The sequence below is a fragment of the Acidovorax sp. DW039 genome (assembly GCF_037101375.1).
Lineage (GTDB): Bacteria > Pseudomonadota > Gammaproteobacteria > Burkholderiales > Burkholderiaceae_C > Acidovorax.
Map to the genome: position 1 here is coordinate 2,781,340 of NZ_AP029019.1, position 26,152 is coordinate 2,807,491.

Annotated in this window: 22 protein-coding genes and 1 riboswitch; of the genes, 10 read left to right on the forward strand and 12 right to left on the reverse strand. The window is 62.4% G+C overall.

Annotation, left to right across the window (positions count from 1 at the left end; all coding sequences use genetic code 11):
* Positions 1–87: 87 nt before the first annotated feature.
* The 4 genes from AACH87_RS12425 to mltG form a co-directional block, all read right to left on the reverse strand.
* Positions 88–447 (reverse strand): PilZ domain-containing protein, encoded by a 360-nt coding sequence (locus AACH87_RS12425; RefSeq protein ID WP_338794771.1) that lies wholly within the window; start codon positions 445–447, stop codon positions 88–90.
* A gap of 5 nt (positions 448–452) precedes the next feature.
* On the reverse strand, positions 453–1,481 hold the full coding sequence (locus AACH87_RS12430) for a DNA polymerase III subunit delta' (protein WP_338794773.1): 1,029 nt from the start codon (positions 1,479–1,481) through the stop codon (positions 453–455).
* Positions 1,478–2,155 carry a dTMP kinase gene (gene tmk / locus AACH87_RS12435; protein ID WP_338794774.1) on the reverse strand — a complete coding sequence of 226 codons (678 nt, stop codon included), beginning with the start codon at positions 2,153–2,155 and terminating at the stop codon, positions 1,478–1,480. The genes AACH87_RS12430 and tmk overlap by 4 nt, the downstream gene beginning before the upstream one ends.
* A gap of 86 nt (positions 2,156–2,241) precedes the next feature.
* The gene (mltG, locus tag AACH87_RS12440) at positions 2,242–3,231 is read right to left on the reverse strand and encodes an endolytic transglycosylase MltG (protein ID WP_338794775.1); all 990 of its coding nucleotides are present in this window, start codon (positions 3,229–3,231) and stop codon (positions 2,242–2,244) included.
* 45 nt (positions 3,232–3,276) lie between these two features.
* On the opposite strand from mltG, the gene AACH87_RS12445 reads away from it, so the two are divergent.
* Positions 3,277–4,200 (forward strand): folate-binding protein, encoded by a 924-nt coding sequence (locus tag AACH87_RS12445; RefSeq protein WP_338794776.1) that lies wholly within the window; start codon positions 3,277–3,279, stop codon positions 4,198–4,200.
* An 83-nt stretch (positions 4,201–4,283) separates the two neighbouring features.
* Here AACH87_RS12445 and AACH87_RS12450 read toward each other — a convergent pair whose 3' ends face one another.
* The 3 genes from AACH87_RS12450 to AACH87_RS12460 form a co-directional block, all read right to left on the reverse strand.
* Positions 4,284–5,141, reverse strand: a complete 858-nt coding sequence (locus AACH87_RS12450) for a YbgC/FadM family acyl-CoA thioesterase (protein ID WP_338794777.1) — start codon at positions 5,139–5,141, stop codon at positions 4,284–4,286.
* A gap of 4 nt (positions 5,142–5,145) precedes the next feature.
* Positions 5,146–6,072, reverse strand: coding sequence for an alpha/beta hydrolase (locus tag AACH87_RS12455; protein ID WP_338798940.1), 927 nt, complete (start codon positions 6,070–6,072; stop codon positions 5,146–5,148).
* 87 nt (positions 6,073–6,159) lie between these two features.
* Complete coding sequence (locus AACH87_RS12460) at positions 6,160–7,029, reverse strand: fumarylacetoacetate hydrolase (protein ID WP_338794778.1); 870 nt, start codon at positions 7,027–7,029, stop codon at positions 6,160–6,162.
* Positions 7,030–7,158: 129 nt separating this feature from the next.
* On the opposite strand from AACH87_RS12460, the gene AACH87_RS12465 reads away from it, so the two are divergent.
* Together AACH87_RS12465 and AACH87_RS12470 are read left to right on the forward strand one after the other, a co-directional pair.
* Entirely contained in the window at positions 7,159–8,295 is a 1,137-nt protein-coding gene (locus AACH87_RS12465; protein ID WP_338794779.1) for an iron-containing alcohol dehydrogenase, read from the forward strand.
* A 171-nt stretch (positions 8,296–8,466) separates the two neighbouring features.
* On the forward strand, positions 8,467–11,223 hold the full coding sequence (locus tag AACH87_RS12470; RefSeq protein ID WP_338794780.1) for an EAL domain-containing protein: 2,757 nt from the start codon (positions 8,467–8,469) through the stop codon (positions 11,221–11,223).
* 22 nt (positions 11,224–11,245) lie between these two features.
* Here the strand turns inward: AACH87_RS12470 and AACH87_RS12475 are convergent, their stop codons facing one another.
* The 3 genes from AACH87_RS12475 to AACH87_RS12485 form a co-directional block, all read right to left on the reverse strand.
* Complete coding sequence (locus AACH87_RS12475) at positions 11,246–12,436, reverse strand: patatin-like phospholipase family protein (RefSeq protein ID WP_338794781.1); 1,191 nt, start codon at positions 12,434–12,436, stop codon at positions 11,246–11,248.
* A gap of 38 nt (positions 12,437–12,474) precedes the next feature.
* Positions 12,475–13,302 (reverse strand): HDOD domain-containing protein, encoded by an 828-nt coding sequence (locus tag AACH87_RS12480; RefSeq protein ID WP_338794782.1) that lies wholly within the window; start codon positions 13,300–13,302, stop codon positions 12,475–12,477.
* Between the two features lie 83 nt (positions 13,303–13,385).
* Entirely contained in the window at positions 13,386–15,752 is a 2,367-nt protein-coding gene (locus AACH87_RS12485) for a Tex family protein (RefSeq protein ID WP_338794783.1), read from the reverse strand.
* A 398-nt stretch (positions 15,753–16,150) separates the two neighbouring features.
* Between AACH87_RS12485 and AACH87_RS12490 the strand changes: the two genes are divergently transcribed.
* Positions 16,151–17,224 carry a DUF72 domain-containing protein gene (locus tag AACH87_RS12490; RefSeq protein WP_338794784.1) on the forward strand — a complete coding sequence of 358 codons (1,074 nt, stop codon included), beginning with the start codon at positions 16,151–16,153 and terminating at the stop codon, positions 17,222–17,224.
* A gap of 65 nt (positions 17,225–17,289) precedes the next feature.
* On the opposite strand, the gene AACH87_RS12495 is transcribed toward AACH87_RS12490, so the two are convergent.
* The gene (locus AACH87_RS12495; protein WP_338794785.1) at positions 17,290–19,281 is read right to left on the reverse strand and encodes a Cache 3/Cache 2 fusion domain-containing protein; all 1,992 of its coding nucleotides are present in this window, start codon (positions 19,279–19,281) and stop codon (positions 17,290–17,292) included.
* A gap of 171 nt (positions 19,282–19,452) precedes the next feature.
* Between AACH87_RS12495 and AACH87_RS12500 the strand changes: the two genes are divergently transcribed.
* A complete protein-coding gene (locus AACH87_RS12500; protein ID WP_338794786.1) occupies positions 19,453–20,382 on the forward strand; it encodes a pseudouridine synthase in 930 nt (309 codons plus the stop codon).
* A 313-nt stretch (positions 20,383–20,695) separates the two neighbouring features.
* Positions 20,696–21,973 (forward strand): cytosine permease, encoded by a 1,278-nt coding sequence (locus tag AACH87_RS12505; RefSeq protein ID WP_338794787.1) that lies wholly within the window; start codon positions 20,696–20,698, stop codon positions 21,971–21,973.
* Positions 21,974–21,985: 12 nt separating this feature from the next.
* On the opposite strand, the gene thiD is transcribed toward AACH87_RS12505, so the two are convergent.
* Positions 21,986–22,837 carry a bifunctional hydroxymethylpyrimidine kinase/phosphomethylpyrimidine kinase gene (gene thiD, locus AACH87_RS12510; protein ID WP_338794788.1) on the reverse strand — a complete coding sequence of 284 codons (852 nt, stop codon included), beginning with the start codon at positions 22,835–22,837 and terminating at the stop codon, positions 21,986–21,988.
* A 67-nt stretch (positions 22,838–22,904) separates the two neighbouring features.
* Positions 22,905–23,039: riboswitch (TPP riboswitch) on the forward strand.
* A 56-nt stretch (positions 23,040–23,095) separates the two neighbouring features.
* Between thiD and thiO the strand changes: the two genes are divergently transcribed.
* The 4 genes from thiO to AACH87_RS12530 are packed head-to-tail and all read left to right on the forward strand — an operon-like array spanning position 23,096 to position 26,141.
* A complete protein-coding gene (gene thiO, locus AACH87_RS12515; RefSeq protein ID WP_338794789.1) occupies positions 23,096–24,229 on the forward strand; it encodes a glycine oxidase ThiO in 1,134 nt (377 codons plus the stop codon).
* The gene (thiS, locus tag AACH87_RS12520) at positions 24,226–24,423 is read left to right on the forward strand and encodes a sulfur carrier protein ThiS (RefSeq protein ID WP_338794790.1); all 198 of its coding nucleotides are present in this window, start codon (positions 24,226–24,228) and stop codon (positions 24,421–24,423) included. The genes thiO and thiS overlap by 4 nt, the downstream gene beginning before the upstream one ends.
* A 13-nt stretch (positions 24,424–24,436) precedes the next feature.
* The gene (locus tag AACH87_RS12525) at positions 24,437–25,249 is read left to right on the forward strand and encodes a thiazole synthase (RefSeq protein ID WP_338794791.1); all 813 of its coding nucleotides are present in this window, start codon (positions 24,437–24,439) and stop codon (positions 25,247–25,249) included.
* Positions 25,236–26,141 (forward strand): thiamine phosphate synthase, encoded by a 906-nt coding sequence (locus tag AACH87_RS12530; RefSeq protein ID WP_338798941.1) that lies wholly within the window; start codon positions 25,236–25,238, stop codon positions 26,139–26,141. Before AACH87_RS12525 ends, AACH87_RS12530 begins: the two co-directional genes overlap by 14 nt.
* Positions 26,142–26,152: the final 11 nt, after the last annotated feature.

The window sequence follows — 26,152 nt, forward strand, 5'->3', positions numbered from 1 at the left end:
GTGTCAAAAAGAACTAGAGCGCCAAGTGGCGCTCCGTAAGTGTGCAACTAGGCCTTTTCAGGCGTGCAAAAGGAAAATCAGCAATCGTCAGATCGTTTGCGTAGGACGCTCTGAGCCCAGAGCAGTTCCGAGGATTTCCTCAATCTTGAGCTTCAGCAAACGCGATTTATCGTCTTTAGGGAACTGGATTCCCACCCCTTGGGTGCGGTTGCCCGCCGCGCGCGCGGGGGTTACCCAAGCCACGCGCCCCGCCACGGGGTAGCGCTGCGTGTCATCAGGCAGCGTCAGCAGCACATACACGTCATCGCCCAGTTTGTAGTCACGCTGGGTAGGGACAAAAATGCCCCCTTCTACAAAAAACGGGATGTAAGCGGCGTACAAGGCACCTTTTTCCTTGATGGCCAGCTGCATGACGCTGGGGCGTGGTGCGGTTGATGGTGTGCTCATGGGAATCAATGCGTTGGTTGCCTTGAGTGTAGGGTGTTTCGCGCCTGTGCAACAAGCGCCTCCAGCATCAGGCCGGTATTGAACGGGTGCTCTGCGGTGCGGGCTTCCTTGGCAAGGGCCTTGGACCAGCGGGTCAAAGCCTGCAGCGAAGGTGGTTTGGGCAGGTCAGCCAAGGCAAAGTACCGCGGCGCAGCGCCAACTTTCACCGCCAGCAGGTCATGGCAGAGCTTTTGCAATGCATCAATCGCCTGGGCGGGCGGCCAGTCACCCAGCGCGGTAACGTCTCCTCGGGCAACCGCCTGCGGAAGCGAGGCCCACGCCTGCGGGCTGCGACCGGATCGCGCCGCGGCAAGGGCATCGTCTGGCCGACCGCCTGCCGCACGCAAAAATGCCCCGGCTGCGTCAGAGGGTATGCCCTGCGACTGCAGCCACTGCAACATATCTGCCTGAGCGGGCCACGCCATGGTGTGCCCCAGGCAGCGGCTGCGAATGGTGGGCAGCAACTGGTGTGCAGCCTCGCTGGCGAGCACAAAGCGCACATCTCCCGGTGGTTCTTCCAGCGTTTTCAGCAAGGCGTTTGCTGTGACATGGTTCATCTGCTCGGCAGGGTAGACCAAAACCGCCTTGCCGCGTCCGCGCGCCGAGGTGCGCTGCGAGAACTCCACCGCATCGCGCATGGCTTCCACGCGGATTTCCTTGCTGGGCTTGCGCTTCTTGTCGTCGATTTCTGCCTGGGCCTTTTCAGACAAAGGCCAGCCCAGCTCCATCATCTGCACTTCAGGCATCAGCACACACACGTCGGCGTGGGTCCGCACATCGATGGCATGGCAACTGGCACAGTGGCCGCAGGCTCCGTGGGCGGTCGGGGTATCGCACAGCCAGGCGCGCACCATCTCCAGCGCCAGCGCGTACTGCCCCAAGCCCGATGGCCCCTGCAGCAGCCATGCGTGCCCCCGCTGCGCCAGCAAGGCGTCACGCTGCGAGGCGATCCAGGGTGCCAGAGGCACTGCGGCTTCGGCAGCAGCGTTGCTCATGCCAAACCTCCAGGCGCGGGCACCATGATCGACAGCCAACCCTTGCGCACAAATACCTGCACCAGTTGCTGCCAGACCCGGTGGCGCTCCTGCGCCGCATCCACCCGCGCAAACCGCTGGGGGGCTGCTTGGGCACGGTCGGCATAGCCTTGCGCAACGCGCCGGAAGAATTCGATGGGTTGCGCCTCAAACCGATCCGGTACGCGCGCTCCGGCCAGGCGTTCTGCTGCCACTTCGGGAGGCAGATCAAACCAGATGGTCAAATCAGGTTCACGCATCAAATCGGGCTCTGGCGCAACGTGGGTCTGCGCAAGCCGCTCCAAAAGTGATAGCACACTGGTATCAAAACCGCGCCCTGCTCCCTGGTAGGCAAAGGTGGCGTCGGTGAAGCGGTCACACAGCACCACGTCGCCACGCGCCAGGGCTGGCTCGATCACCTGGCACAGGTGGTCACGGCGGGCGGCAAAGATCAGCAGCGACTCGGTCAGCGGGTCCATGGCGTCGTTGAGCACGATCTCGCGCAGCTTTTCCGCCAGAGGCGTGCCCCCAGGCTCGCGGCTCAGCGTGACGGAGCGGCCCTGCGAACGAAACGCCTGCGCCAGTGCATCGATGTGCGAAGACTTGCCTGCACCGTCAATGCCTTCAAACGAAATAAACAAGCCAGAACGGGACATGAAAACCTTTGAACCTGAAGAGGAGGACCCGATTGCGTGCCACACACGAAAAGCTGCAGCACGATCGCAACCACGGTCACGGCACTTTACTGCGACTGGCCCCGCTGATAGCGATTGACAGCCCGGTTGTGTTCATCCAGCGTGGCGCTGAAATGGCTGCTGCCATCCCCCTTGGCCACGAAATACAGCGCGCGCGTGGGTGCAGGCTGCACCGCCGCCAGCAAGGCAGCCTTGCCCGGCATGGCGATGGGAGTGGGAGGAAGACCTGGGCGCGTGTAGGTGTTCCAGGGGGTGTCGGTTTGCAGATCACGGCGGCGGAGATTGCCGTAAAACCGCTCGCCCATACCGTAGATCACCGTGGGGTCTGTTTGCAGCAGCATTCCGGTGCGCAGGCGATTGACAAACACGCCCGCAATCTGGGCACGATCATTGGCCCGCCCCGTTTCCTTCTCGACGATGCTGGCAAGGATGAGCGCTTCTTCCGGTGATTTCAGCGGCAGATCAGGAGCACGCGCAGCCCATGCAGCCTCCAGCTTCCGGTCCATGGCGTGCATGGCGCGGCGCAGCAAGGCCAGGTCGCTGGAGCCCTTTGCGTACGAATAGGTGTCCGGAAAGAAGCGACCCTCGGCCGGTATCCCCGGGCGTCCCAGCCGGGTCATGATCTCCTCCGGCGAGAGCGAGGCGGTGTCCTGACGAATCATGTCTTCCTTGGCCAGCGCCTGACGGATCTGCCGGAAGCTCCACCCCTCTACCAGTGTGAGGGCACGCAGAGCCTCTTCCCCCCGCACCAGCATGCGCAACAGGCTGCGCGGCGTGGTGCCCGCGGGGATTTCGTAGTTGCCGGCCTTGATGAGTCGATCCTCCCCCGAGAGACGGAACCATGCGTAAAGCAACTGGGCGTTGACCTCGGCCCCGGCCTGGACCACATCGCGGGCAACGCCACGGGGAGTGGTGCCGGGCTCAATCGCCAGCTCCAGCGGCTCTGCCGAGCGCGCCAAAGGCTCGTTCAGCCACCAGGCAGCAGCGGCGCCTGCAGCGATCACGCAAACCAATACCCAAGCCAATAAACGTCGCACAACCCTGCTGCCTGTATGAAAAGGAGCGGGCATCATAATTCAGCCATGACGCAGCTTTTGAACGGTATTGCCCCCCTGTCCCACCTCGGCGTGATTCGCGTGGAAGGCGAAGACGCCGCCAAATTCCTCCACAGTCAGCTCACGCAGGACTTCGCCCTGCTGGACATGAACCACGCCCGGCTGGCAGCCTTCCTTTCTGCCAAAGGCCGCATGCAGGCCAGCTTCATCGGCTTCAAGCGCAGCGCTACCGAAATTCTGTTGCTGTGCAGTGCTGACCTGCTGGCCCCTACCCTCAAGCGCCTGTCCATGTTTGTATTGCGCGCCAAGGCCAAGCTGAGCGACGCCACAAACGACTATGCGCTGTATGGCCTGGCTGGAGACGCTATACAAACCGTAGCTGCCAGCGCACAACCTGCCTGGTCCAAGGCCGATTTCGACCATCAAACCCTTGTCCATCTGTACCCTGCAGCAGGACAGCCCCGTGCCCTGTGGATTGCGCCCCAAGGGCAACCCATCCCCTCTTTCGCTTCTTGCCCCACCATGGACCCAAGCGTTTGGCTGTGGAGCGAAGTGCAAAGCGGTGTGGCTACGCTGACCGCCCCCTTGGTGGATGCCTTTGTGCCACAGATGCTGAATTACGAATCGGTGGGCGGGGTCAACTTCAAGAAGGGCTGCTACCCCGGCCAGGAAGTGGTGGCACGCAGCCAGTTCAGGGGCACACTGAAGCGGCGCACCTACCTGGCCCATGCCAGCGCCAGCCTGCAGGTGGGGGCTGAGGTGTTTACGACCGCCGATCTGGAACAACCTTGCGGCACCGTAGTGCAGGTCGCAGCCGCCCCCACGGGTGGTTTTGATGCTTTGGTGTCCCTGCAAATCGCGGCCACCGACCAAACACTGCAAGTGGGTGCGACGGACGGTGTTGCGCTGGAACTGCGCCCCCTGCCCTACCCCTTGCTGGAAGACATCTGAAGCAGCGATCCAAAGATCCAAAACAGCGAGCGATGGGCCAGCGAGCGTAGAACCCCTGGCCCACCGGTCGCCGGGTCAAAGACTCACAAGTTCTTGCCCATGAGAACGTGGGCGATACCCGCTTCCTGGTACGGGGCACCCTGCACAACGAACCCCGCGCGTTCATAAAAATGTTGGGCACTGCACTGCGCGTGCAGTTGCACGTGGCGGTCACCCCGCGTGCGTGACGCATCCAGTAGCGCATGGAGCAAAGTGCGCCCCCAGTGCGCACCACGCAACGAGCGGTCTACCGCCATGCGCCCGATGCGACCAATTCCAGGAGCCTCCTGCAATAAGCGCCCTGTCGCCACTGCCTGACCAATGCGGTTGTAAAGCACGGCATGGCGCGCGCTGGCGTCGAGGGCATCTGCCTCGATGTCCGGGGCAATGCCCTGTTCACGCACAAACACCGCGGTTCTCAACCGGCCCGCATCCCGCCCCAGGGCATTCCAGTCACCCGTGCGGATCTCGACCATCTCGGCACCCGCCTCAAACCCTTCCAGCATGGCGCGCAAGGCTCCAGGCACAGGCGTAGATGACTGGGTCACAGGGTCGGCAAAAACATAGACCAGTTCGCCGGAGACCAGAAGCTGGTCGCCACTGAAGATGCCCGCCTGAAAGAGGCAGGACGAATTGCCGATGCGCGCGCAACGCAGGCCCACATCCAGCACATCATCCAGCCGGGCTGAGGCGTGGTATTCCAGCGTGGCCTTCTTCACATACATCTCGCCACCCAGGGCCTGCATTCCGGATTCATAGGGCAAGGCCAGCTGCCGCCAATATTCGGACATGGCGCAGTCCACATACATCAGATAGTGCGCGTTGAACACGATCTTCTGCATGTCCACTTCGGCCCAGCGCACCCTCATGCGGTGCACACATCGGAAGTCCTGCCGTTGCATCACATCACTCCATTCCAAAAGCCTGCCGCAGCGCACGCGCTGCATCGGCATGGGCTTTGCGGGCTTCAGGCAATACGCGCCCCATCTTGATGAACTCGTGGGTTACGCCGCGGTAGATCTCCAGGTCCACCGGCACACCTGCCAGCCGGAGCTTGTCTGCGTAGTCCACACCTTCATCCACCAGCGGGTCGCACTCGGCCAGGCCGATCCATGCGGGAGCCACCCCATCCACATCAGGAGCGTGCAGCGGCGCAAAGCGCCAGTCTTCGCGCTCCTGCCGGGTTTGCACGTAGTGGCCGAAAAACCAGCTGATGGCGGGTTCTTCCAGCACCAAACCGCGGGCAAACGTGGCGTGCGAAGGTGTGTCCTGGTGAGCCGCGCAGCCGGGGTAGAACAGCAGCTGCAGCGCCAGCGGCAGGCCCGCATCACGCGCCAGAATGGCACTGACTGCCGCCAGCGTGCCGCCTGCACTGTCACCCCCCACCGCCAGCCGCTGGGGGTCTGCCCCCAGTGCCTGGGCGTTCTGGGCCAGCCACACCAGCGCATCCCAGGCGTCGTTGGTGGCGGTCGGAAACCGATACTCCGGTGCCAGGCGGTAATCCAGCGACACCACCATGGCCCCCGAAAGCCTTGCCAGCTCGCGGCACAAAACGTCGTGCGTGGCAATGCTGCCAATGGTGAAGCCCCCGCCGTGGGTATAGAGCAGCACAGGCAGCACTGCCTCGCCCCGCGCCACGGGCGCATAAAGCCGTGCTGGTAGCGGGTGGCCATCACGGGCGGGAATCTGCAGATCCTCCACACGTGGCAAAGGTGCCTTGGGTAACTCCAGCACGCCCGCACCCGCTTCATAGGCCACACGCGCCTGTGCAGGTGTGCGCGTATGCAGTGGGGGATGGCCTGCGCGAGCCATGCCCTGAAGCACAGAGCGCATCTGTGAAGTCAGGCGGGTGTGGTGAATATGCAGATCGCTCACAACAATAGAACTCCGGTCATCAAACCATTCAGTGCTCAATAAGGCCTACTTGAACGTCACCCGAACAGGCTGCGCGCCCGGCAGGCCATCAAAAGTTGCGGTGACAGACAGGCCCGGCTTGGGCGGCAGCAAGGGCGAAAAAGAGCCCAGGCTGATGAGGTCGCCCGGCTGCATGGCCAGCCCCTCTTGGGTCAGCGCTCCGGCCAGCCACACCACTGCATTCAAGGGGTGCTCCAGAATGTCGCTGCCCTTGCCGCCCCCCAGGCGCACGCCGGCACCATCGGTCAGGCTCACTTGCATGTCGGCCAGCGCCTGCAGCAAGGCATAGCGTTCGGCCCGGTAGGTGGGCACGGGCAATGGCTCGCCCGCAATGCCCAGCCTTGCGCCCACATTGATGGCCGTGACGCCTGCCCCATTGAGCTTGGGAGGAGCCTGCACCATCAGATCCGGCAGTTCGATGAAAGGAATGACCTGGTCGATGGACTGCAGCACGTCCATAGGGGTTTTGGCGCGGTTGATGTCGGCGCTTTTCACGCGCACCAGCATGTCGGCTTCATACAAGGGCCGTGCACCAAAGCTGGCTTCCACAGTGGCACCGCTGGGCAACACCATGCCTTCATAGAGCTTGCCCCACACGGGCTTGTCGGTATTGAACCGTTTTTGCACGGCAGGGTTGGTAAGCCCCGCCTTGTACCCCACCACCTTGCCCATGCGCTGGGCCAGCAGGGCATTGACCTTCGCACGGGTGCAGGCTCCGTCCGCGTCGGACAAGCCTTCCGGATTGGCAGCGGGCGTGCGCGCCATGTAGTGGCTCACCAATTCAGCCGCGTGGGCATCGGTCAGGCACTCGGCCTGTGCGCTTGTCGCACAGGTGACGGCGCACAGCACCGCCATCAGGGTTTGCTTCGTGTTCACGGGGGTCTCCTCCTTATAAAGTGGCTCACTTCAACGGAATCGGGCGCGCTATCGTAGCCGCAGACGGACAACACGAAGCAGCAGCGGGCAGTCCGATTCATCTGGCTCTATTTGGGAGGCTCTTGCGCCATGGCATTCATCAACTACGTAACCCAGATCCAGTTTGAATTCGGTGCAGTCAAGCTACTGCAGCAGGAATGCGAGCGCATCGGCATCACGCGCCCGCTGATCGTGACCGACCCGGGCGTAAAAGCGGCCGGAGTGCTGCAAAAAGCCCTGGATGCCCTGCCCGACCTGCCCGTGGCCGTGTTTGACCAAACCCCCTCCAACCCCACCGAAGCAGCGGTGCGTGCCGCCGTGCAGATGTACAAGGCACAAGGCTGCGACGGCCTGATTGCCGTGGGTGGCGGCTCAGCCATTGATTGCGCCAAAGGGATTGCCATCGCGGCGACACACGAAGGCCCATTGACCCACTACGCCACCATTGAAGGCGGCTCCCCCCGCATCAGTGAACGCACCGCACCCGTGATTGCCGTACCCACCACCAGCGGAACGGGTAGCGAGGTGGCGCGTGGAGCCATCATCATCGTGGACGACCATCGCAAGCTGGGTTTTCATTCGTGGAACCTGGTCCCCAAGGCCGCCATCTGCGATCCGGAGCTGACCCTGGGGCTGCCGCCCATGCTGACCGCCGCCACCGGAATGGATGCCATTGCCCACTGCATGGAAACCTTCATGTCCGCTGCGTTCAACCCACCTGCAGACGGCATTGCCCTGGACGGACTGCAACGTGGCTGGGCCAGCATCGAACAAGCCACCCGTGATGGCTGCGACCGTCAGGCACGGCTGCAGATGATGAGCGCCAGCATGCAGGGGGCCATGGCCTTCCAGAAGGGGCTGGGCTGTGTCCACAGCCTCAGCCATAGCCTGGGCGGAATCAACCCCCGTCTGCACCACGGCACCCTCAACGCCATGTTCCTGCCTGCGGTCATCCGCTTCAACGCTGCCTGTGAGAGCGTGGCATCCGAGCGACGGCTGGAGCGCATGGCCCATGCGATGGGACTTACCTCTTCGGGCGATGTAGCCGCCGCCGTCGAAGAAATGAACCAACGACTCGGCCTGCCTACGGGACTGGCCGCGCTGGGAGTATCTCCAGACATCTTTGAACAGGTGATTGATGGCGCCATGGCGGACCACTGCCACAAGACCAACCCACGCATCGCCAGTCGGGAAGACTATCGGGAGCTGCTGGCGCAAAGCCTCTGACTCGCCACCGTCACTACCCCCGCGCCACCCCTGGGACACGGCCCAAGCGCCTTACACTCGGCCCCCAGATCTGCTGCCAAAGGGGCATTTACATCCTCCAGGAACCTGCTCAAGGTTTTGCCGGGGGAAAATGTCAGCCTCTCGGCATGACAGGCCGTTTGTGACCGCCCCATGCAACCTTCCGATACCCCCTCGATCCGCTGGCAGGCCAGCCACGTGTACCTGCGCGTGTTCATACCGCTGCTGTTGGTCATCGTGGTGGTGGGCATTTTTCGCTATCAGCACCTGATGCGCACCGAGGTTGCCGCGGCCAACGAACGCTCCAAGGCAGAGGCCACACGCATTGGAGAGGCGCTTTTGGAGGCGCTGCAGCGAATCCCGCCCGAGCAAAAGGAACAAGTCCAGCAATTGCTGCAAGACAGCACGGTTTACTTCGCCCCCCAGCTCAGATCTGTGCAGTGGCAAATACCGGGCCAGACAACACTGGTTGCCCAACGCCCTCCGGCGTCTTCCGAAGCGCCGGGTTGGTTTGTGCGGCTGGCTGACCTGGGAAGCGCCGAGCTGGAACTGAAACAGGAGTTGCCAGACACCTCGATGGGCACTCTGACAGTCTCTTTGCAAGCCTCTGTCTTCACAGACGAGATATGGCAACACCTCAGGCAGCAGTCCCGGTTTTCGCTTTTCAACATTCTGTTTGTGATCACCTTGCTGGGGCTGCTGGTGAGCAGGCATGTGCAGCTGGTGGGCCGGAGCCTACGCGCGCTGCGCCAGCTCCAGCGGGGACAGCCGCAGGTTCGCATGAGCGTCACGGGCATGCCTTCTGAGCGGGCGGTGGCAGAACAATTCAATATGGCGGCCGACAAGCTCCAAAGCCAGTGGGAAGAACTGCAAACCACATTGCGGCAGCAGGCTGAACAACTGGAACTGGCGAAGCTACTGATTGCAGCAACACCTCACCCAGTCACGCTGCGCAAGGAAGACGGTACGTGCATTGACGTGCAGGAAGAGTGGATGCAGCGCTTTGGAGAAAGTCTTCCCGTGGTCAACGCCGTGGCGGAGGAATCCGGGCAACAGGATTCGCCTGCTCCTGCAAAGCTGGCACCCGGGGGGCAATCCCGCTCCCGCCTTGACCCCCCTGCCCCCCCTGAGCCCATGACCGGTGCCATCGCCCATCTGGTCACGGCCAGTGATCGGCACCGTGCACAAGAGGCCCTGCGCCGGGCACACCAGGCAGGCATCACACCGCCCCCCCTCGTTCCGGGAGGGGACGGCGTCATCACCACCGACCTTCAGGGTCATATTGAAACCATCAACGAAGCAGCGCAGTTTTTGACGGGGTTCAAAACCCATCAAGCCATGGGACGGCCGCTGGAAGAGGTGTTTCGTCTCGCTCAAACCCCATCGTTGCCTGCACCTGCTGACGGGCAAAGCGGCGGCACGGGGGACGCCCTGGCATCTCACCCGGTGCTCATCCATCGGTCGGGCGAGCGCTATGCCATCGCCTACACAGCCTCCCCTATCCGTAAAAGCAATGGGGTGGCTGTGGGATGTGTGCTGGTGTTCCATGACGTATCCGAGAGCCGTCACTTCCGCCACACCATCTCCTGGCAGGCTCACCATGATGCGTTGACCGGCCTGCACAACCGTGCAGCGCTGGCTGAACACCTGACGCACGGCATCTTCAATGCACAGAGGCATCACACGCTGCTGGCCGTGTGCATGCTCGACCTGGACCATTTTGAGGAGATCAACAAGCTCCACGGCATGGCAACGGGTGACCGGGTGCTGCGCGAGGTAGCACTGCGGCTGCGGGCGATGACGGGCGCGCATGACGCAGTGGCTCGCATGGGCGGTGACGAGTTTGTCGTCATGCTGGGGCAACAGACCGACCGGGCCGCGGTGCAGGCGCAGGCCCAGGAGCTGTTGGCGCAGCTCGCCCAACCCTACGCCATAGATGAGCTTCAACTGACCATTACCGCCAGCATTGGCATCGCCCTGTATCCGCAGGTAGACGCGACGCCAACCGCCCTGCTTCGCCACGCTGACCAAGCCATGTGCCTGGCCAAGCATTCAGGGCGACAGCAGATCCACATCTTTGATCCGGTTACGGACGCGGCAACGCCCACCCCACACACGCTGCAAACCCGCATCGCCCAGGCACTGCGCACCGGCGAAATGCGCCTGCACTACCAGCCCCAAGTGCGCCTGGACACAGGTGAAGTGTGTGGTGTGGAGGCGCTACTGCGCTGGCAGCACCCCGATCTGGGCATTCAGGGACCAGAGCAGGTGCTGCCCTTGATCGAAGATGCTGATCTGGCAGCCGAGCTGGGTGAATGGGTGCTGAAAGAAGCGCTGGCACAACTGCAGCAATGGCACGCCCGGGGCTTGAACTGGACCGTCGGGGTCAATATCGCCACCCCCCATCTGCTGCGCAGCAACTTTGCAGCCCGCCTACATGACCTGCTGGCCCTGTTTGAGCCGCTCCCCACCCACTTGCTACAGCTGGAGGTGAAAGAAAGCGCTGGTTTGCACGATCCCCAGGCTGTGCACTCCGTGATGAAGGATTGCAGGGACCGGCTGGGTATTCGCTGGGCGGTGGATGATGTCGGCATTGGGCAGGCCACCTTGGCCTGGGTGGCACAGCTGCCCGCGGACACTCTCAAGATCGATCAGTCCATCGTGAAGGCGGCTTTGCACAGCGCGGAGGATGCGGCCATCGTCAGCACCATGGTGACCATGGCCGAGGCCCTGCAGTGGACTCTGGTGGCGGAAGGCGTGGAGTCTGTGCCCCACTGCCAAACACTGCGCAAGCTGGGCTGCCACACGGCACAAGGCTATGCCATCGCCCATCCCATGCCCGGGCGAGAGCTGGCCGACTGGGCTCGGAGCTATCAGCGCAGCCTTTCTCAGGAGTCGCTGTCGCGCTGACGTCGGTTTGGCAAGCGGCAGGTCAGAGAGAACTCACCTGCCGCATGTCCGGACGTTCAAGCCACTGGGCAAACTCGTCCGCGAGCTGTTGCGCTGCGCTCGTAGCAGCCTGCCAGGCGCGCATCCGGCCCGGCAAGTCATGTCCGTAATGCACAAAGTCCTGACGGTCTGGCAGTTTGGCATGAGGCAAGGTCTTTACCCACTCCGGGTCGGGGCAGAGAACAATCATGGACTCCAACGCCTGCGTGCTTTTATGCCGCCAGCGCAGTGCCTTGTCCAGCCAGCCCGGAACCACCTGGCGTTGGAAATGGGGGTACAGCACCAAGCCTGCGCATTTTTGCGCATCGCCATCGGCAGCATCGGATTGCGTACGAGAACTCGCTGCAGCGCCCGCTCTATCAGCGCGGGCAGCTACATTATCCATAGCATCCTGATGCAGATTGAACTGCAGATGCATGTGGTAGTCCGTCAGCCCGCCATCCCAGTACGCGCCACGCGGAGCCCCGTCAATGTGGGGTACGGCCCGCAGTACAAACGGTATGGAGCAGCTTGCCTGCAAAGCCGCCCTGAAGTTGCCTTCGGTCAACGCCACCTGCCGGGTGCGAAAGTCTGCTGTGCCAAAAGGAAGCGGAGCCACCCCGCCTGGCCCCTGCATGGGTGAAGAAAAGACCACCCGCTCCAGCCAGGCACCCAGCGCCTTGCGGTGCAGGGCGTTGCTGAGAAATGCACCCAGATATCCCACAGGAGTTGCCAGCGGGTGTTCCCGCCCCAGCATGTGACGTCCACGCGCCGCGATCAGGTGCAATCGATAGCGAGGGTGGTGCAGAACCTCACCCACCCGACCCGCGTAGAACGTCTGCAGGTTTTGGGAAAACAGCTCACTCACCAGCTCCGCTGGAGGGCGCTTCTTGCCCGGCGGCACTTCGTAATGCTGGCGGATATACGCGTCCTCCAGAGCTTGCAGGGCTGCTTCAGGGTCATCGAGACATGCCGTAGCCATGCGCCAGGCACCAATCGAAGCACCCACCAAGTGCACCGGTTGACGAGACTGCGGCAACCATTGCCCAAAAATAAATCGGTCCAAGGGCCCCAGGATCAGCCCCTTGGGGCCACCCGCAGCTGCGGGCACGGCACCCACATCGTGAGGCCGCAAACCATGTTCGGCGAGGTGGGCCAGGGCGTGCGGCCCGGCGTGAATACGCAATGCTCTCATGCAAGGATTGTCGCCGCGCGGCTCACCCTGCGGAGCCGCTACACCATGTAGTCAGCAGCATCAGGCCGCGCCGTCCAATCGATCGGGTCCTGTTGGAGCACCATATCGATATCCAGGCCCAGCACCAGCCCCACCTCTCCGGGAAAAGAAACCGCCAGTTCCTTGTCTGAATACTGGGCTTCGCGTGCGCGCACTCGCCAGGATGCGAGGTGTATTACCCCCGCCAATGGTTCGTATGCAGTATTTTCAAAAGGGGCTTCGTGGTACTGCAACGCGTCTACCACCACTTGGGGCAACAGCCACCGGCGTGCCAATGCAGCCGAGACATCGCTGTAGCAAAAGCCAAAAATCTTGTGCTCCACCTTGCCACGGCGCATGTCCAGCGGCGACACCAGCGTGTTGATGGATTGGGCCTTGTCGGGCCTGGCAAGGTGGATGACCAGTTCGCCCAGGCCGTGCAAAAGGCCTGCGGTATAGGCTGCCGTGGGATGCTGATACACCACACGCGCCAGCGATTGGGCCAGTTTGGCCGTATGCAGGCTGTAGCGCCAGAACTGCTGCAGGTTGACACCCGGAATCGACCGGGTTGCCGTACCTAGCGTGGCCGTGGAGACCAGGGCGCGCAACTGCCCCACCCCCATCAAAGCCAGCGACTCTGCAATGCCCGCCACTTGACGGGACATCTGCAGGGCTGGCGAATTGGCCGCTTCCAGCAACCGGGCTGCCAGCGCGGGGTCTGAACCAAACAGCAGATTGAGCCGACGCAAGCTGGGCTCCGGGTGGGCCAGCTCGTTCATCAGCAAAGCCACCGTGCGCGGCAAGCTAGGCAATGCCACGGGTTGGGCCAGCAGTGCGTTCAGCTCCATGGATCAGGCGATGCCTCGGTTGGTGTTGCGGCGATTATGGCCTTGGCACCCACGGCCCAAGCCCCAACCGCCGCAGGCAGAGTTCAACGCCCCTTGGCCTGTTGCAATTTGGCAAACGCAGAGGCCATGGCCGACTGCTGCACAGGCTCCGGTGCACGGCGCTGGGGTTGCGCATAGCCCCGCCCTGCACCTTCAAAGCGGTTGTCACGCGAGGCCCCACGGTCGCCCTGCCGCGGTGGTGCGTCGCCCAGCTTCATCGACAGGCCGATGCGCTTGCGCTCCACATCCACCTCCATGACCTTGACCTTGACGATATCGCCCGTCTTGACCACCTCGCGCGCATCGTTCACAAACTTGTGCGCCAGCTGGCTCACGTGCACCAGGCCGTCCTGATGGACCCCCAGGTCCACAAACGCGCCAAACTGGGCCACATTGCTCACGGTGCCTTCCAGAATCATGCCTTCCTTCAGGTCCTTGATGTCTTCCACGCCGTCATTGAAGCGCGCCACCTTGAAATCAGGGCGGGGATCACGGCCAGGCTTTTCCAGTTCAGAGAGGATGTCCTTGACGGTGATGACGCCAAACTTCTCATTGGCAAACAACTCTGGCTTCAGGGTCTTGAGCATGTCTGCGCGCCCCATCAGCTCGGCCACTGGCTTGCCGGTTTTTTCCATGATCTGCTCGACCACGGGATAGGTCTCGGGGTGGACGCCCGTCATGTCCAAAGGGTTCTCGCCGCCTCGGATGCGCAGGAACCCCGCGCTCTGCTCAAACGTCTTGGCACCCAGTCCTGCCACTTCCATCAGCTGCTTGCGGCTCTTGAATGCGCCATTGGCCTCGCGCCAACGCACCACGGCCTTGGCCACGCTGCCCGACAGGCCCGACACACGGCTGAGCAGCGGCACGCTGGCCGTGTTCAGGTCCACGCCCACCGAGTTCACGCAGTCTTCCACCACCGTGCCCAGGGTGCGTGCCAGCTCGCTCTGGTTCACGTCGTGTTGGTACTGGCCCACGCCGATGCTCTTGGGGTCGATCTTGACCAGCTCGGCAAGGGGGTCTTGCAAGCGGCGGGCGATGGAGGCTGCGCCGCGCAGGCTCACGTCCACATCGGGCATCTCCTGGCTGGCGTATTCGCTGGCGGAGTACACCGATGCCCCAGCCTCGCTCACCACCACCTTTTCAATCTTGCGATCCGCCTTGGCGGCCATCTTGATCAGGTCGGCAGCCAGCTTGTCGGTCTCGCGGCTGGCCGTGCCGTTGCCGATGGCGATCAGGTTCACGCCGTGCTTTTCACACAGCTTGGCCAGCGTGAACAGCGATCCATCCCAATCGCGCTTGGGCTCGTGCGGGTAAACCGTGGCGGTGTCCACCAGCTTGCCGGTAGCGTCCACCACTGCCACCTTCACGCCTGTGCGGATGCCTGGGTCCAGGCCCATCACCACGCGCGGGCCTGCAGGGGCGGCCAGCAGCAGGTCGCGCAGGTTGTCGGCAAACACCTTGATGGCCACCTTCTCGGCCTCGTCGCGCAGGCGCGCAAACAGGTCGCGCTCGGTCGATAGGCTCAGCTTCACGCGCCAGGTCCAGGCCACGCATTTGCGGATCAGGTCGTCCGCCTTGCGGCCCTGGTGGCTCCAGCCCAGGTGCAGGGCGATCTTGCCTTCGGCGATGCTGGGCTTGCCCGGCTCGGGCTCCACCGGCAGCACCAGCTTGGCTTCCAGAATCTCCAGCCCGCGCCCACGGAACACCGCCAGCGCGCGGTGCGAGGGCACGCGGCCGATGGGCTCGTCGTAGTCAAAGTAGTCGCGGAACTTGGAGACCTCGGGGTCGTTCTCGTTTTTGGATTCGACCTTCTTGCTGCGCAGCAGGCCCTCGGCCCAAAGCCATTCACGCAGGTTTTGCACCAGCGCAGGGTCTTCAGCCCAGCGCTCACTGAGAATGTCACGCACGCCGTCCAGCACAGCGGGCACGGTCGAGAAATCGGCGCCTGGCTTGCCATCGTCCAGCACTTCAGGCGGCTTTGTGAAGGCTGCGGCCTCCACGGCAGGGTCCAGCGTGGGGTCGGCAAAGAGCTTGTCGGCCAGCGGCTCGATACCGAACTCGCGGGCAATCTGGCCCTTGGTGCGGCGCTTTTGCTTGAAGGGCAGGTAAATGTCTTCCAGCTCCTGCTTGGTCGGAGCAGCAGCAATGGCGGCACGCAGCGCGTCGGTCAATTTGCCCTGCTCATCAATCGCCTTGAGCACGGCCACGCGGCGGTCTTCCAGCTCGCGCAGATAGGACAGGCGCGCCTCCAGCTCACGCAGCTGAATATCGTCCAGCCCGCCCGTCACTTCCTTGCGGTAGCGGGCAATGAAGGGCACGGTAGCACCTCCGTCCAGCAGCTCCACCGCTGCACGTACCTGCTGTTCTCCTACTTTGATTTCTGCGGCCAGCTGCCGGATGATCTGCTGCATGTGTGGCGAACTCTCTGAGACTCAAACAAACGGAAAAGGCGAAGCGCGGGAGTTTGCCACAGAGGATCTGCACCAGAGTCTGTTTACGATCTCGCAGGGGATCGCGTTGAAGCGCAATCGGGATGAGTGGTTGCTTCGGGTGCGCCGCATGGGTTCATGCCCATGCAAGCAGCCGGAGCATTCAATCGCCCGATTTCGCTCCAACCCTCCGGGCAGCGGTCTTTGCGGGCGGTCTGCTGCGTTGCGGCGCTTGTGGATAGCCAGGCTATCCACTGCGCACCGCGCCTGGCAGCCCATCCCGAAAAGACCGCTGCGCGACCCCTGGGAGATCGCAAACAGGCTCTAATCCGCCCCGCTCCTAGATCCTTTGACGCTACGGACTGTTACACCGCGCCTTGATGCAAGAAGACCTTTTTGGCGAACCGACTCTACCTCCGCCATCGCCTGCAGACAAAGAGCAACCCCACAGCCAGGCCCCAGCAAAGCCTGCCCGACGAAAAGCAGGGCTGCGCGTGGCTGCAGCAGAGCAGCCAGATGCTGTCCATGCCTTGGCGGCTGCCCTGCCCCCCAGCTTGCGGCTGGGCACTTCGTCCTGGACTTACCCCGCCTGGAAAGAGCTGGTGTGGGACGCGGAATATGAGGAAACCCAGCTCTCCAAGCAAGGTTTGGAGGCCTATGCGAAGCACCCGCTGCTGCGCACCGTAAGCCTGGACCGCAACTTTTATCGGCCACTGACGGTGAGCCAGTACCTGCGCTATGCCGAGCAGGTACCAGACGACTTCCGGTTTGTGGTCAAAGCACCCTCGCTGGTTACCGATGCTCTGGTCCGTGCGGAAGATGGTCGCGGCAAGCAGGCCAACCCCGCCTTTCTGAGCCCGCAACTCGCCTGCAGTGAGTTTGCAGAGCCAGCGCTGGAGGGGCTGGGGGCAAAACTGGGAGCGCTGGTCTTTCAGCTCAGTCCCTTGCCGCAGGGCCTGCTGCACCGCCTGCCCGCCGTTCTGGAACAGCTCAGGACCATGTTGCAGGCGCTACCCGCACTGCAGCCCAGAGCGCCAGACGCAGTCGTCGCGGTAGAGGTTCGTGACCCCGAGTGGCTGATCCCCGAATTCGCAGCCGTGCTGCGCGAAACCGGAGCCACCTATTGCCTGGGTCTGCACCCCAAACTGCCACCCCTGGCGCACCAGTTACCCGTGCTGCGCGCTCTATGGCCCACGCCTTTGGTGTGCCGCTGGAACCTCAACGTCATCCACGGGCCCTACGGCTACGAAGAGGCGGAGCAAAAATACGCGCCATACGACAGGCTGCGAGATCTGGACCCAGACACCCATGAGGCGCTGGCGAAGGTGATCCAAGGCGTGACCGGAGCCGGTCACAACGCCTATGTGACCATCAGCAACCATGCCGAAGGATGCGCGCCACTGACAGTGCAAAGGCTTGCACAACACGTATCCCGCGACAAACCAGCTTTTTGATCAGTATGTTTTTCAGCCCCTAGCGCTTATAGGAAAAGCGCAAGCAGCTATAAAAAGCATAGCAATCAATTCTCCAATTGCGGCAAGTCAGCACCGCCTGTGGCCTGATGTGACAGACGGAACTGGGCTACCGCATCCACCATTTGCTCGGCCTGGGTACGCAAGCTGCTGGCGGCAGCGGCCATCTCTTCCACCAAGGCCGCGTTTTGCTGGGTAGTCTGATCCAGCTGGGTGACGGCAGTGCCGACCTGTCCCACGCCGGAGCTTTGTTCGTTGGTGGCCGCGCTGATTTCGGAGACGATGTCCGACACCCGGCGGATGGCATTGACCACTTCGCCCATCGTGGTGCCTGCCTTGTCGGCCAGCACCGATCCCTCCTGCACCATGGCGCTGCTGGCTCCGATCAGTTCCTTGATGGCCTTGGCCTCTGCGGCGGTGCGCTGCGCCAGGCTGCGCACCTCACTGGCCACCACGGCAAAGCCGCGGCCTTGCTCACCTGCACGGGCTGCCTCTACGGCAGCATTCAAGGCCAGGATGTTGGTCTGAAAAGCGATGCCGTCGATCACACCGATGATGTCGGCAATCTTCTGGCTGCTGCTGTTGATGTTGTGCATGGTGGAGACCACTTGGGCCACCACCTGCCCACCCTCCTCTGCCACCTGACTGGCACCTACGGCAAGTTTGCTGGCCTGCACAGCGTTGTCGGCGTTGTGACGAATGGTGGAGCCCAGCTCTTCCATGCTGGCCGCCGTCTGTTGCAGAGAACTGGCCTGGGTTTCCGTCCGGGCCGAAAGGTCGTGATTGCCCTGCGCGATTTCGTGGCTGGCAGACGAGACGCTTTCGGCACTGCGACGCACCGTGGCAAGGCTTTGCGCCAGACGCTGGCGAAAACCCTCCATGGCCTGACCCAGCGCACCGATTTCATCGTTGGACTGGATATCCACCGGCTGGGTCAAGTCTCCTTGCGAGAGATGCACCAGCGCTGCACTGAGACGCTGCACCGGTCTGCCCACCAGCCTGCGGGTGGCGTAGATGAGCACCAGGGTCAGCAGAACGAGCGCCGAAAAGACGCCCACCCACAGCCAGATCAGCACCACGCGGGCATCTTCCATCATTTCAGCCAGGGGTGCCTCAGCCAGGATGACCCAGTTCCAGGGTTTGTAACGTTCGACTGCGACAAAGTGCCGCCCGTTCTTGCTTCCCCCCGATCTCGGCGTCCAGGAAGTTTCAAATTCAGCGGCCTGCTCCTTGGCTGCGACCATTCCCATCCAGGCGTTGCCTTCTTCCGTTTTCTCGTCCACAGGCGCAGTAGCTGCAGACAGCCCGGACAGCTTGCCCCGCGCTGGACCTGAGGACACGTTGACGGCATACACCGCACCACTGTCAAAGAGCTTCTGCCCCGCCATGGCCTGCCCGAGCTTGTCGAGAATGCCGCCGATGTCTGTGCCGATGAACAGGATGCCAATCGTCTGGTTGCCCGCCCGGATGGGCTCATACACCGTCATGTACTCCTTGCCAAAAAGGCTGGCTCTGCCGATGTAGGTCTTCCCCTCGTTCATCAGTGGATAGGCAGGGTGATTGCGATCCAGCAGGGTCTTGTAGGCTCGCTCGCCGTCCTGCTTCTTCAGCGACGTAGTAACACGCACGAAGTCATCGCCCGTGCGGGCAAAGATGGTGGCAATGGATCCCGAGCTGTTTTTGGTGAAACGATCCACGACCTCGAAATTGCCGTTCAGCGCAGCACCGCCGTAGCTCAGCACGGCCTCCTTTTTCCCATCCCCCCCTTCAGACTCGGAAACACTGAAAGACTCTGGAAAGTTGGCTTTGAACTGCCCAAAATCCCGGCGCGCCTGGTCTTGCGCTGTTTCATCAAAGCTCTGAACCAGGGTGCGCACCTGGGCCGCATACTGGCGCGTGGCAGTGCGGGAGATGTCGCCAAAATCCTGCCAGATGAACACGCTGACCACGGTCATCGTGCCCAGCAAAACCAAAAGCAGGCTAAGAAGCGCTGCTGCAGACAACTTGAACGCGACAGATCGCCGGGGAGTGGAGTTCATAGCACCCTCTGCATATTTAATTTTTATATCAATTCAATCACTTAAAAGAGCGAAATGCAAACTTTGCTTACATGATATTTACAAAATTGATATTGATATAAATCAATATCAAAAAGAAGAGAACTTTTTACAACAATTGCCATTCGTGTTTACCCCTAACTTCGTTCTGCAATGAGCCGCCCTCGCCTTCCTTTTTTGCCCATACCCATGCGCGATGGTGTGAGCCCCAGCTCTGTGGTGCTCCCCCAGAAGGGACCTGCGACCGTGCTGGAATTTCTGGCAACTCATTTGCGGGCTATTTCCCAGGAGGAGTGGCATCGCCGTTTGCTGGCCGGGGATGTGGTGGACCACGCTGGCGTGCCTATCGCACCCAGCCAGGCATTTGCGCCGGGCGCGCGGCTCTTCTACTACCGCCATCTGGAGCACGAAGCGGAGTTGCCCTTTACCGAGCAGGTGCTGTACCAGGACGAGCACTTGCTGGTGGCGGACAAACCGCACTTCATGCCGGTCACCCCTACTGGCAAATACGTGCAGCAGTCCCTTCTGGTGCGGTTAAAGCGCCAACTGGGGCTGCCAGAGCTCTCCCCCATCCACCGAATTGACCGGGATACCGCTGGCCTGGTGCTCTTTTCTGTTCAGCAGGGCACGCGCGGCGCATACCAGACGCTGTTCCGCGATAGAGCCATTCACAAGCACTACGAGGCTGTCGCTCCATACAACCCAGCCATGGTGCTACCGATGGATTACGCAAGCCGCATGCAGGAAGCGCCTCAGTTTTTCCGCATGCAGGAGGTGGCAGGTGAACCCAACAGCCTCACCCACATCGAGCTGAAGGCGATCCATGGAGACTGGGCGCTGTACCAGCTGTCACCCATCAGCGGCAAACGCCACCAGCTCAGGGTGCATATGGCGGCGCTCGGTCTGCCTCTCCGCAATGATCCGTTTTACCCGGAAGTCAACGACCCACCAGAGGGCGACTATTCGCGCCCGCTTCAGCTGCTGGCGCGTAGCCTGCATTTTCAGGACCCACTGACAGGCGAGCTGCGGCACTTTGAAAGCGCAAGACAGTTGCAGTGGCCACCGCCCACCAGCACACCCTAGGCAACGCCCTACAATCCGCAACCGCCTGGGGACTTCCCGGTCTCCAGGCCTGCTAGGGGTGTCGCCTGTTTGGCGTTACCAGTGCTGGGAACCATGCGCAAACATCTCTTCCTTTCCCGGAGTGCTGGACAACGTCAAGGGGCGGCTGAGAGAGTCCCTTTGAACCTGAATGCACTGAAGGCAAAGCCCGCTTTGCCCACAGTCCGAGATCATCCTCGCGCAGGGAAGCGATACCGTGTGGCCCGTCGCCAAAAGGCATGGCCAGTTCGGGCGCGTTTTCCGGCGCACACCCGATTTGCCACGGAGTTTCCACATGCCATCGTCCGAACCCGGTATCCCGTCTAACGAAGCTCTACGCCCCGTACCGGCGGGCGAGCGCGTCTTCCGTTGGCATGACCATGCTTCGTTGTGGTTCAGCCTTGGGGTTGGGCTGCTGGTCATGCAAGTCGGGGCCTACCTGATGCCTGCGCTTGGAACGCAAGAGGCCATTGCCGCCATCGTTGCAGGATCGGTCATCGGCGCAGGCCTGCTGGGTTGGGTTGCCCGCCTGGGCTGTGACAGCGGCCTGGCCAGCGCAGGCCTCATGCATGCCGTCTACGGGCGCAGCTTTGCGGGACTGCCCATCGGGCTCAATATTGTTCAGTTGATGGGCTGGGGAACGTTTGAACTGGTGGTCATGAGAGATGCCACCGTGGCCATCGGCGGGCAGGCTGCAGGGCTGTCAGGATCGCATTGGCCCGTTCTTGCAACGCTGCTGTGGGGAGCAGTGGTGATGGCGCTTATCAGCGGGTCCATGGTGCGTCTGGTGCGCAAGGTCGTGGCACGCGTGGCTTTGCCCCTGGTGGTGCTGTCGTTGCTGTGGCTGAGCTGGCAATTTCTCATGCTGGCTCATGCCCAAGGCCTGGAAAACCTGTGGCACAGGCGCGGCGAGGGAGGGATGGCCGTGTTGCCCGCGCTGGATCTCGTCATCGCCATGCCCATTTCCTGGCTTCCGCTGGTGGCAGACTATGCGCGCCATGGCACCAGCGGTGCCGGTGCTCAGCGGGGCACGTGGCTGGGATACGCGCTCGCGAACATCTGGTGCTACGCCTTGGGGGTACTGGTGGCGTTGACGCTGCCATCCAAAGACCTGGTTCAGGCCCTGCTGCTAGCCCAGGGCGGCCTGATTGCCCTCTCTCTGATACTGATTGACGAGGTGGACAACGCTTACGGCGACGCCTACTCAGGTGCAGTCTCCGCCCACAGCCTGCTGCCGCGCTGGAGCGTACGCCGCTGGGGCCTGGGCATGGCAGCCGCTTGCACCGCCATGGCACTGGTGCTGCCTATGCACAGCATCGAGCCGTTCCTGTTGCTGCTCAGCTCGGTATTTGTGCCGCTGTTCGGTGTCATCCTCGGTCGCTTGGCCTTCGGTGCGAACACGCTGGCGTTGCTGCAGCGCGCACCACGGGTGAACTGGCTGCCCGTAGGCATCTGGCTTTTAGGCATCGCAGTCTATCACTTGGCACCTCGCCTCGTGCCCGAAGCAGGCTCTGCCTTGCCTGCGCTGTTCTTGAGCTTTGCCGTCGCTTGGGCTACGCGCCCAAGGCACTAACAACGTAGGCCATTACAGCACCCGCTGCGCCACGGGTGCATAACCGTGGTTCAGCGGGCCGTGCCCCTGGCCGGTCACCACATCAGCACCTGCAGCGATAGCCCCCAGGATGTAGCTGCGCGCTTGCTCCACGGCTTGCTGCAAGGGCAAACCCAAGGCAAGGTGTGCAGCAATGGCAGATGACAGCGTGCAGCCTGTGCCGTGACCGTTATGGGTGGCAATCCGCGGAGATTGCAGACGGTGAAGGGCCTGGCTGCCACGCACGGCCAGCACATCCACCACCAGATCGCCTGGCAAATGCCCCCCCTTGAGCAAAGCCGCGTTCGCGCCCAAGGACACAAGATCCAGCGCCGCAGTCTCCAGCATTTCCACCCCACTGACCTGCCGCTTGAGCAACCAGCCCGCCTCATCCAGGTTGGGGGTGATCACCTCAGCCAACGGGAAAAGCTCACTCACCAAAACGCCCACCGTTTCCTCCGCAATGAGGCGGTCACCGCTGGTAGCGACCATCACCGGATCAAGCACCACATGCGGCAGGCGATAGGAGCGGATGGCTTGCGCCACGATCTCCACCACCTCGGGGGAATGCAGCATGCCGATCTTCACAGCGTCCACGCCGATGTCCTGCACCACGGCATCAATCTGGGCCTTGAGCATCTCAGGCGGCACGCCATGAATGCCCGTCACACCACAGGTGTTTTGTGCCGTGATGGCCGTAATGGCAGTCATGCCATAGCACCCCAGCGCACTGAGGGTCTTGAGATCGGCCTGAATGCCTGCTCCACCGCCACTGTCAGAGCCAGCAATGGAGAGAACACGTGCGTATCGACGGCCTGCTTCGGGCCTGTGGCTGTGAGAAATCATGGCAAAAATTATGGCCTATGCGCCAGGTCAAGCGCAGCAAAAGAAGGATGTGCTGTAATTCTTTTCTCGGACGAAACAGGGGTGTCCTGCCGCAGCAATGCGGTGTGTGGCTGAGAAATACCCTGGGGCCCGCTGGCACCAGCACTGCGCCCCGCTACCCGATCCAGATCATGCTGGCGTGGGGAGTTTCCTTCAACGGCACGGAGCCTTCCGTTTTGTCCACTGTTGCCCTTTTACAGACGGACGTTGCACGGACCTATGCCATTACCTTCTTCCTCGTTCACCATCCTGGGTGCCGGCCTCATGGGCCGGCTGCTTGCGGTAGAACTGGCCCGCCAGGGCCACAGGGTGGACATCTACGATGCCGGTGGCCCTGCGGCCGAACACTCCGCGGCAACCGTGGCTGCGGCCATGCTGGCCCCTCTGGCCGAGTCCGCCATTACAGAACCGGGTGTGGTACGGATGGGGCATTACGCCCTGCCACGTTGGCAGCAGATTCTGGCGAGCCTGCCAGAACCGGTCTTCTTCCAGCAGGCGGGAACGCTCATCGTGTGGCACCGGCAAGATATCGCCGAGGCACAGCGCTTCACCAAAGTGCTGGAAGCCAACCAGCGCACCACCCCGGAGTTGCCTGCGCTGCAAAAACTCGACAGCACCGCACTTGCGGCTGCAGAGCCCGCTCTGGCACAGCGCTTTGCCCAAGGGCTTTACCTGCCCGGAGAAGGACAACTGGACAACCGCCAGTTGCTCGCCGCACTGGTGACCGAAATGCAGCGACTGGGCGTGCAAGTGCATTGGGGTACCTCGCGCACGCCACAGGAATTTCAACCCGGAACCCCAGGGCAACCCGACTGGCTGCTGGACTGCCGCGGCCTGGGTGCCCGCATGGATTGGACGCACCTGCGCGGCGTGCGTGGCGAAGTGGTGCGACTACACGCCCCGGGCGTCACCCTTCAGCGCCCCACCCGTCTGGTGCACCCACGCTACCCGATCTACATCGCCCCCAAAGAGAACAACGTTTTCGTGATCGGAGCCACCGAGATCGAGTCTGACGACATGTCTGCAGCCAGTGTGCGCTCCACACTGGAGCTGCTCAGCGCAGCCTATGCGGTGCACCCCGGCTTTGCGGAAGCCCGCGTCATTGAAATGGCGACCCAATGCCGCCCCACATTGCCCGACAATCTACCCGCCATCCGGCAGCCCAGCCCCAGGGTGCTGGAGGTCAACGGCCTGTACCGTCACGGCTTCATGATTTCCCCCGCCATGCTGGATGTGACGATGGAAATCCTGAACACAGGACAATCAGCGCTTTCACAACGTTTCGATCTGCGGCTGGAACTACAGCAGGAGCCACACAAAGCCCCTGCCAGCACGGCCCCTGCTCTTGCATGAAGATTTTCATCAACCAGACTCCTCACGAACTGCCCGATGGTGCCTCGGTGGCTGATGCTGTGGCGGCCATTGCCGCGCGCCCACCATTTGCTGTGGCAGTCAACACCACCTTTGTGCCCAACACGCGTTACGCAAACCATGTGCTGCAAGCGGGCGACCGGGTGGAAATCATTTCTCCTGTGACGGGCGGCTGATACCGCACATTCCATGACAACGCACACTCCCCAAGACGCCCTGGTCCTTTACGGGCAAACTTTTGCAAGCCGCCTTCTGCTGGGCACCTCCCGCTACCCCTCGCCCGCCGTACTGGAGGCTGCTGTGCGCCGCTCCCGACCCGCGATGGTGACTGCATCGCTCCGCCGCCAGGGCAGCAACCCGGCAGAAAGCGGAGCCAGCTTTTGGGAACTGCTGAACAAACTGAACGTTCCCGTGCTGCCGAACACGGCGGGTTGTCACAGCGCACAGGAGGCCATCACCACGGCGCAGATGGCACGCGAGGTGTTCAACACTCCCTGGATCAAGCTGGAGCTGATCGGGGACGACTACACACTGCAACCTGACACACTGAACCTGGTGAGCACCGCAGAGCACCTCATCAAAGAGGGGTTTCAGGTGCTGCCGTACTGCACTGAAGATCTGGTGCTGTGCCAGCGCCTTGTCGATGTAGGCTGCCAGGCCGTCATGCCGTGGGCTGCCCCCATTGGCACGGGCCGAGGCCCCGTCAACCCCTACGCTTTGCAAACCCTGCGCGAGCGTCTGGATGTACCGCTGCTGGTGGATGCGGGCCTGGGCCTGCCATCACATGCCTGCCAGGTCATGGAATGGGGCTACGACGGTGTGCTGCTCAACACCGCAGTGGCGTTGGCGCAAGACCCTGTAGCCATGGCTGGTGCGTTTGCTGACGCGGTTCATGCCGGACGCGCGGCCTACCAAGCCGGTGCGATGACTGCGCAAAACTCCGCACAACCCAGCACCCCCGTTCTCGGCACCCCCTTCTGGCACCATGATGACCACGCCTGACGCTTCCGCTCTGGCGCAAGCCATCTACACGCTGCATGCGCAGACTTTTGCCGGCTTCGAGCCGCTGCCCCGCCCCTCGCCAACCCTGACATCCGCAGCTTATCTTGCTGCGCTTGAAGCCTGTAGCAGACTGGGCTTCATACCCCACGACGCAGAGTGCCTGGCCAGAGCGTGGCATGCCCAAACCGAACGATTGGGAAAGCTGGACCCCGCACTCTGGCCCTGTGAGCCCGAAGACTTCGGCCTCCAGCCCGTGCCTCGCTCACAAAGATTCGCAGAATGCCCACCCCGCCTCGGGCTGTATGGAGTGCTGCCCGATGCACAGTGGGTGGGACGCATGGCGCGTGCTGGGGTACCTACCGTTCAATTGCGCTTCAAGTCCGCGGATCTCGACGCCGTGGCAAGAGAAGTGCGCGCAGCGGTGTCTGCAGTACAAGGCACAGGTGCGCTCCTGTTCATCAACGACCACTGGCGCGAGGCCATCGCAGCAGGAGCATATGGCGTACACCTGGGGCAGGAAGACCTGGACGCCTTGACGCCCCAAGAGCTGCAGACCCTGAGGCAATCAGGCGCGAGGCTTGGCGTCAGCACGCATGGCTATGCAGAAATGGTGCGGGCGGACGCGGTAGGCCCCAGCTACATTGCCATGGGTGCAGTGTTCCCCACCACGCTCAAGAAAATGGCAACCGCCCCTCAGGGCCTGGGCCGCCTCCACGCCTACGCCCGGTTGATGCGCCACTACCCCCTGGTAGCCATTGGAGGCATTGGGCAAGAGCAGTTCGCGGAAGTGCAGGCCACCGGCGTGGGGTCCATTGCCGTCGTTCGCGCATTGGTCAACGCAGACCACCCGGAGCAAGCAGCAACTGCACTGATGAAATCACTCCAAGGCTGAACCGGAAAAGA

Excerpts from the sequence above, each read along its gene's own strand:
- AACH87_RS12425 (WP_338794771.1), bottom strand. The coding sequence starts at position 447 with ATGAGCACACCATCAACCGCACCACGCCCCAGCGTCATGCAGCTGGCC.
- AACH87_RS12430 (WP_338794773.1), bottom strand. The coding sequence starts at position 1,481 with ATGAGCAACGCTGCTGCCGAAGCCGCAGTGCCTCTGGCACCCTGGATC.
- tmk (WP_338794774.1), bottom strand. The coding sequence starts at position 2,155 with ATGTCCCGTTCTGGCTTGTTTATTTCGTTTGAAGGCATTGACGGTGCA.
- AACH87_RS12445 (WP_338794776.1), top strand. The coding sequence starts at position 3,277 with ATGACGCAGCTTTTGAACGGTATTGCCCCCCTGTCCCACCTCGGCGTG.
- AACH87_RS12450 (WP_338794777.1), bottom strand. The coding sequence starts at position 5,141 with ATGCAACGGCAGGACTTCCGATGTGTGCACCGCATGAGGGTGCGCTGG.
- AACH87_RS12455 (WP_338798940.1), bottom strand. The coding sequence starts at position 6,072 with ATGCGCTCTGTGCTTCAGGGCATGGCTCGCGCAGGCCATCCCCCACTG.
- AACH87_RS12465 (WP_338794779.1), top strand. The coding sequence starts at position 7,159 with ATGGCATTCATCAACTACGTAACCCAGATCCAGTTTGAATTCGGTGCA.
- AACH87_RS12470 (WP_338794780.1), top strand. The coding sequence starts at position 8,467 with ATGCAACCTTCCGATACCCCCTCGATCCGCTGGCAGGCCAGCCACGTG.
- AACH87_RS12475 (WP_338794781.1), bottom strand. The coding sequence starts at position 12,436 with ATGAGAGCATTGCGTATTCACGCCGGGCCGCACGCCCTGGCCCACCTC.
- AACH87_RS12480 (WP_338794782.1), bottom strand. The coding sequence starts at position 13,302 with ATGGAGCTGAACGCACTGCTGGCCCAACCCGTGGCATTGCCTAGCTTG.
- AACH87_RS12485 (WP_338794783.1), bottom strand. The coding sequence starts at position 15,752 with ATGCAGCAGATCATCCGGCAGCTGGCCGCAGAAATCAAAGTAGGAGAA.
- AACH87_RS12490 (WP_338794784.1), top strand. The coding sequence starts at position 16,151 with ATGCAAGAAGACCTTTTTGGCGAACCGACTCTACCTCCGCCATCGCCT.
- AACH87_RS12495 (WP_338794785.1), bottom strand. The coding sequence starts at position 19,281 with ATGAACTCCACTCCCCGGCGATCTGTCGCGTTCAAGTTGTCTGCAGCA.
- AACH87_RS12500 (WP_338794786.1), top strand. The coding sequence starts at position 19,453 with ATGAGCCGCCCTCGCCTTCCTTTTTTGCCCATACCCATGCGCGATGGT.
- AACH87_RS12505 (WP_338794787.1), top strand. The coding sequence starts at position 20,696 with ATGCCATCGTCCGAACCCGGTATCCCGTCTAACGAAGCTCTACGCCCC.
- thiD (WP_338794788.1), bottom strand. The coding sequence starts at position 22,837 with ATGATTTCTCACAGCCACAGGCCCGAAGCAGGCCGTCGATACGCACGT.
- thiO (WP_338794789.1), top strand. The coding sequence starts at position 23,096 with ATGCCATTACCTTCTTCCTCGTTCACCATCCTGGGTGCCGGCCTCATG.
- thiS (WP_338794790.1), top strand. The coding sequence starts at position 24,226 with ATGAAGATTTTCATCAACCAGACTCCTCACGAACTGCCCGATGGTGCC.
- AACH87_RS12525 (WP_338794791.1), top strand. The coding sequence starts at position 24,437 with ATGACAACGCACACTCCCCAAGACGCCCTGGTCCTTTACGGGCAAACT.
- AACH87_RS12530 (WP_338798941.1), top strand. The coding sequence starts at position 25,236 with ATGACCACGCCTGACGCTTCCGCTCTGGCGCAAGCCATCTACACGCTG.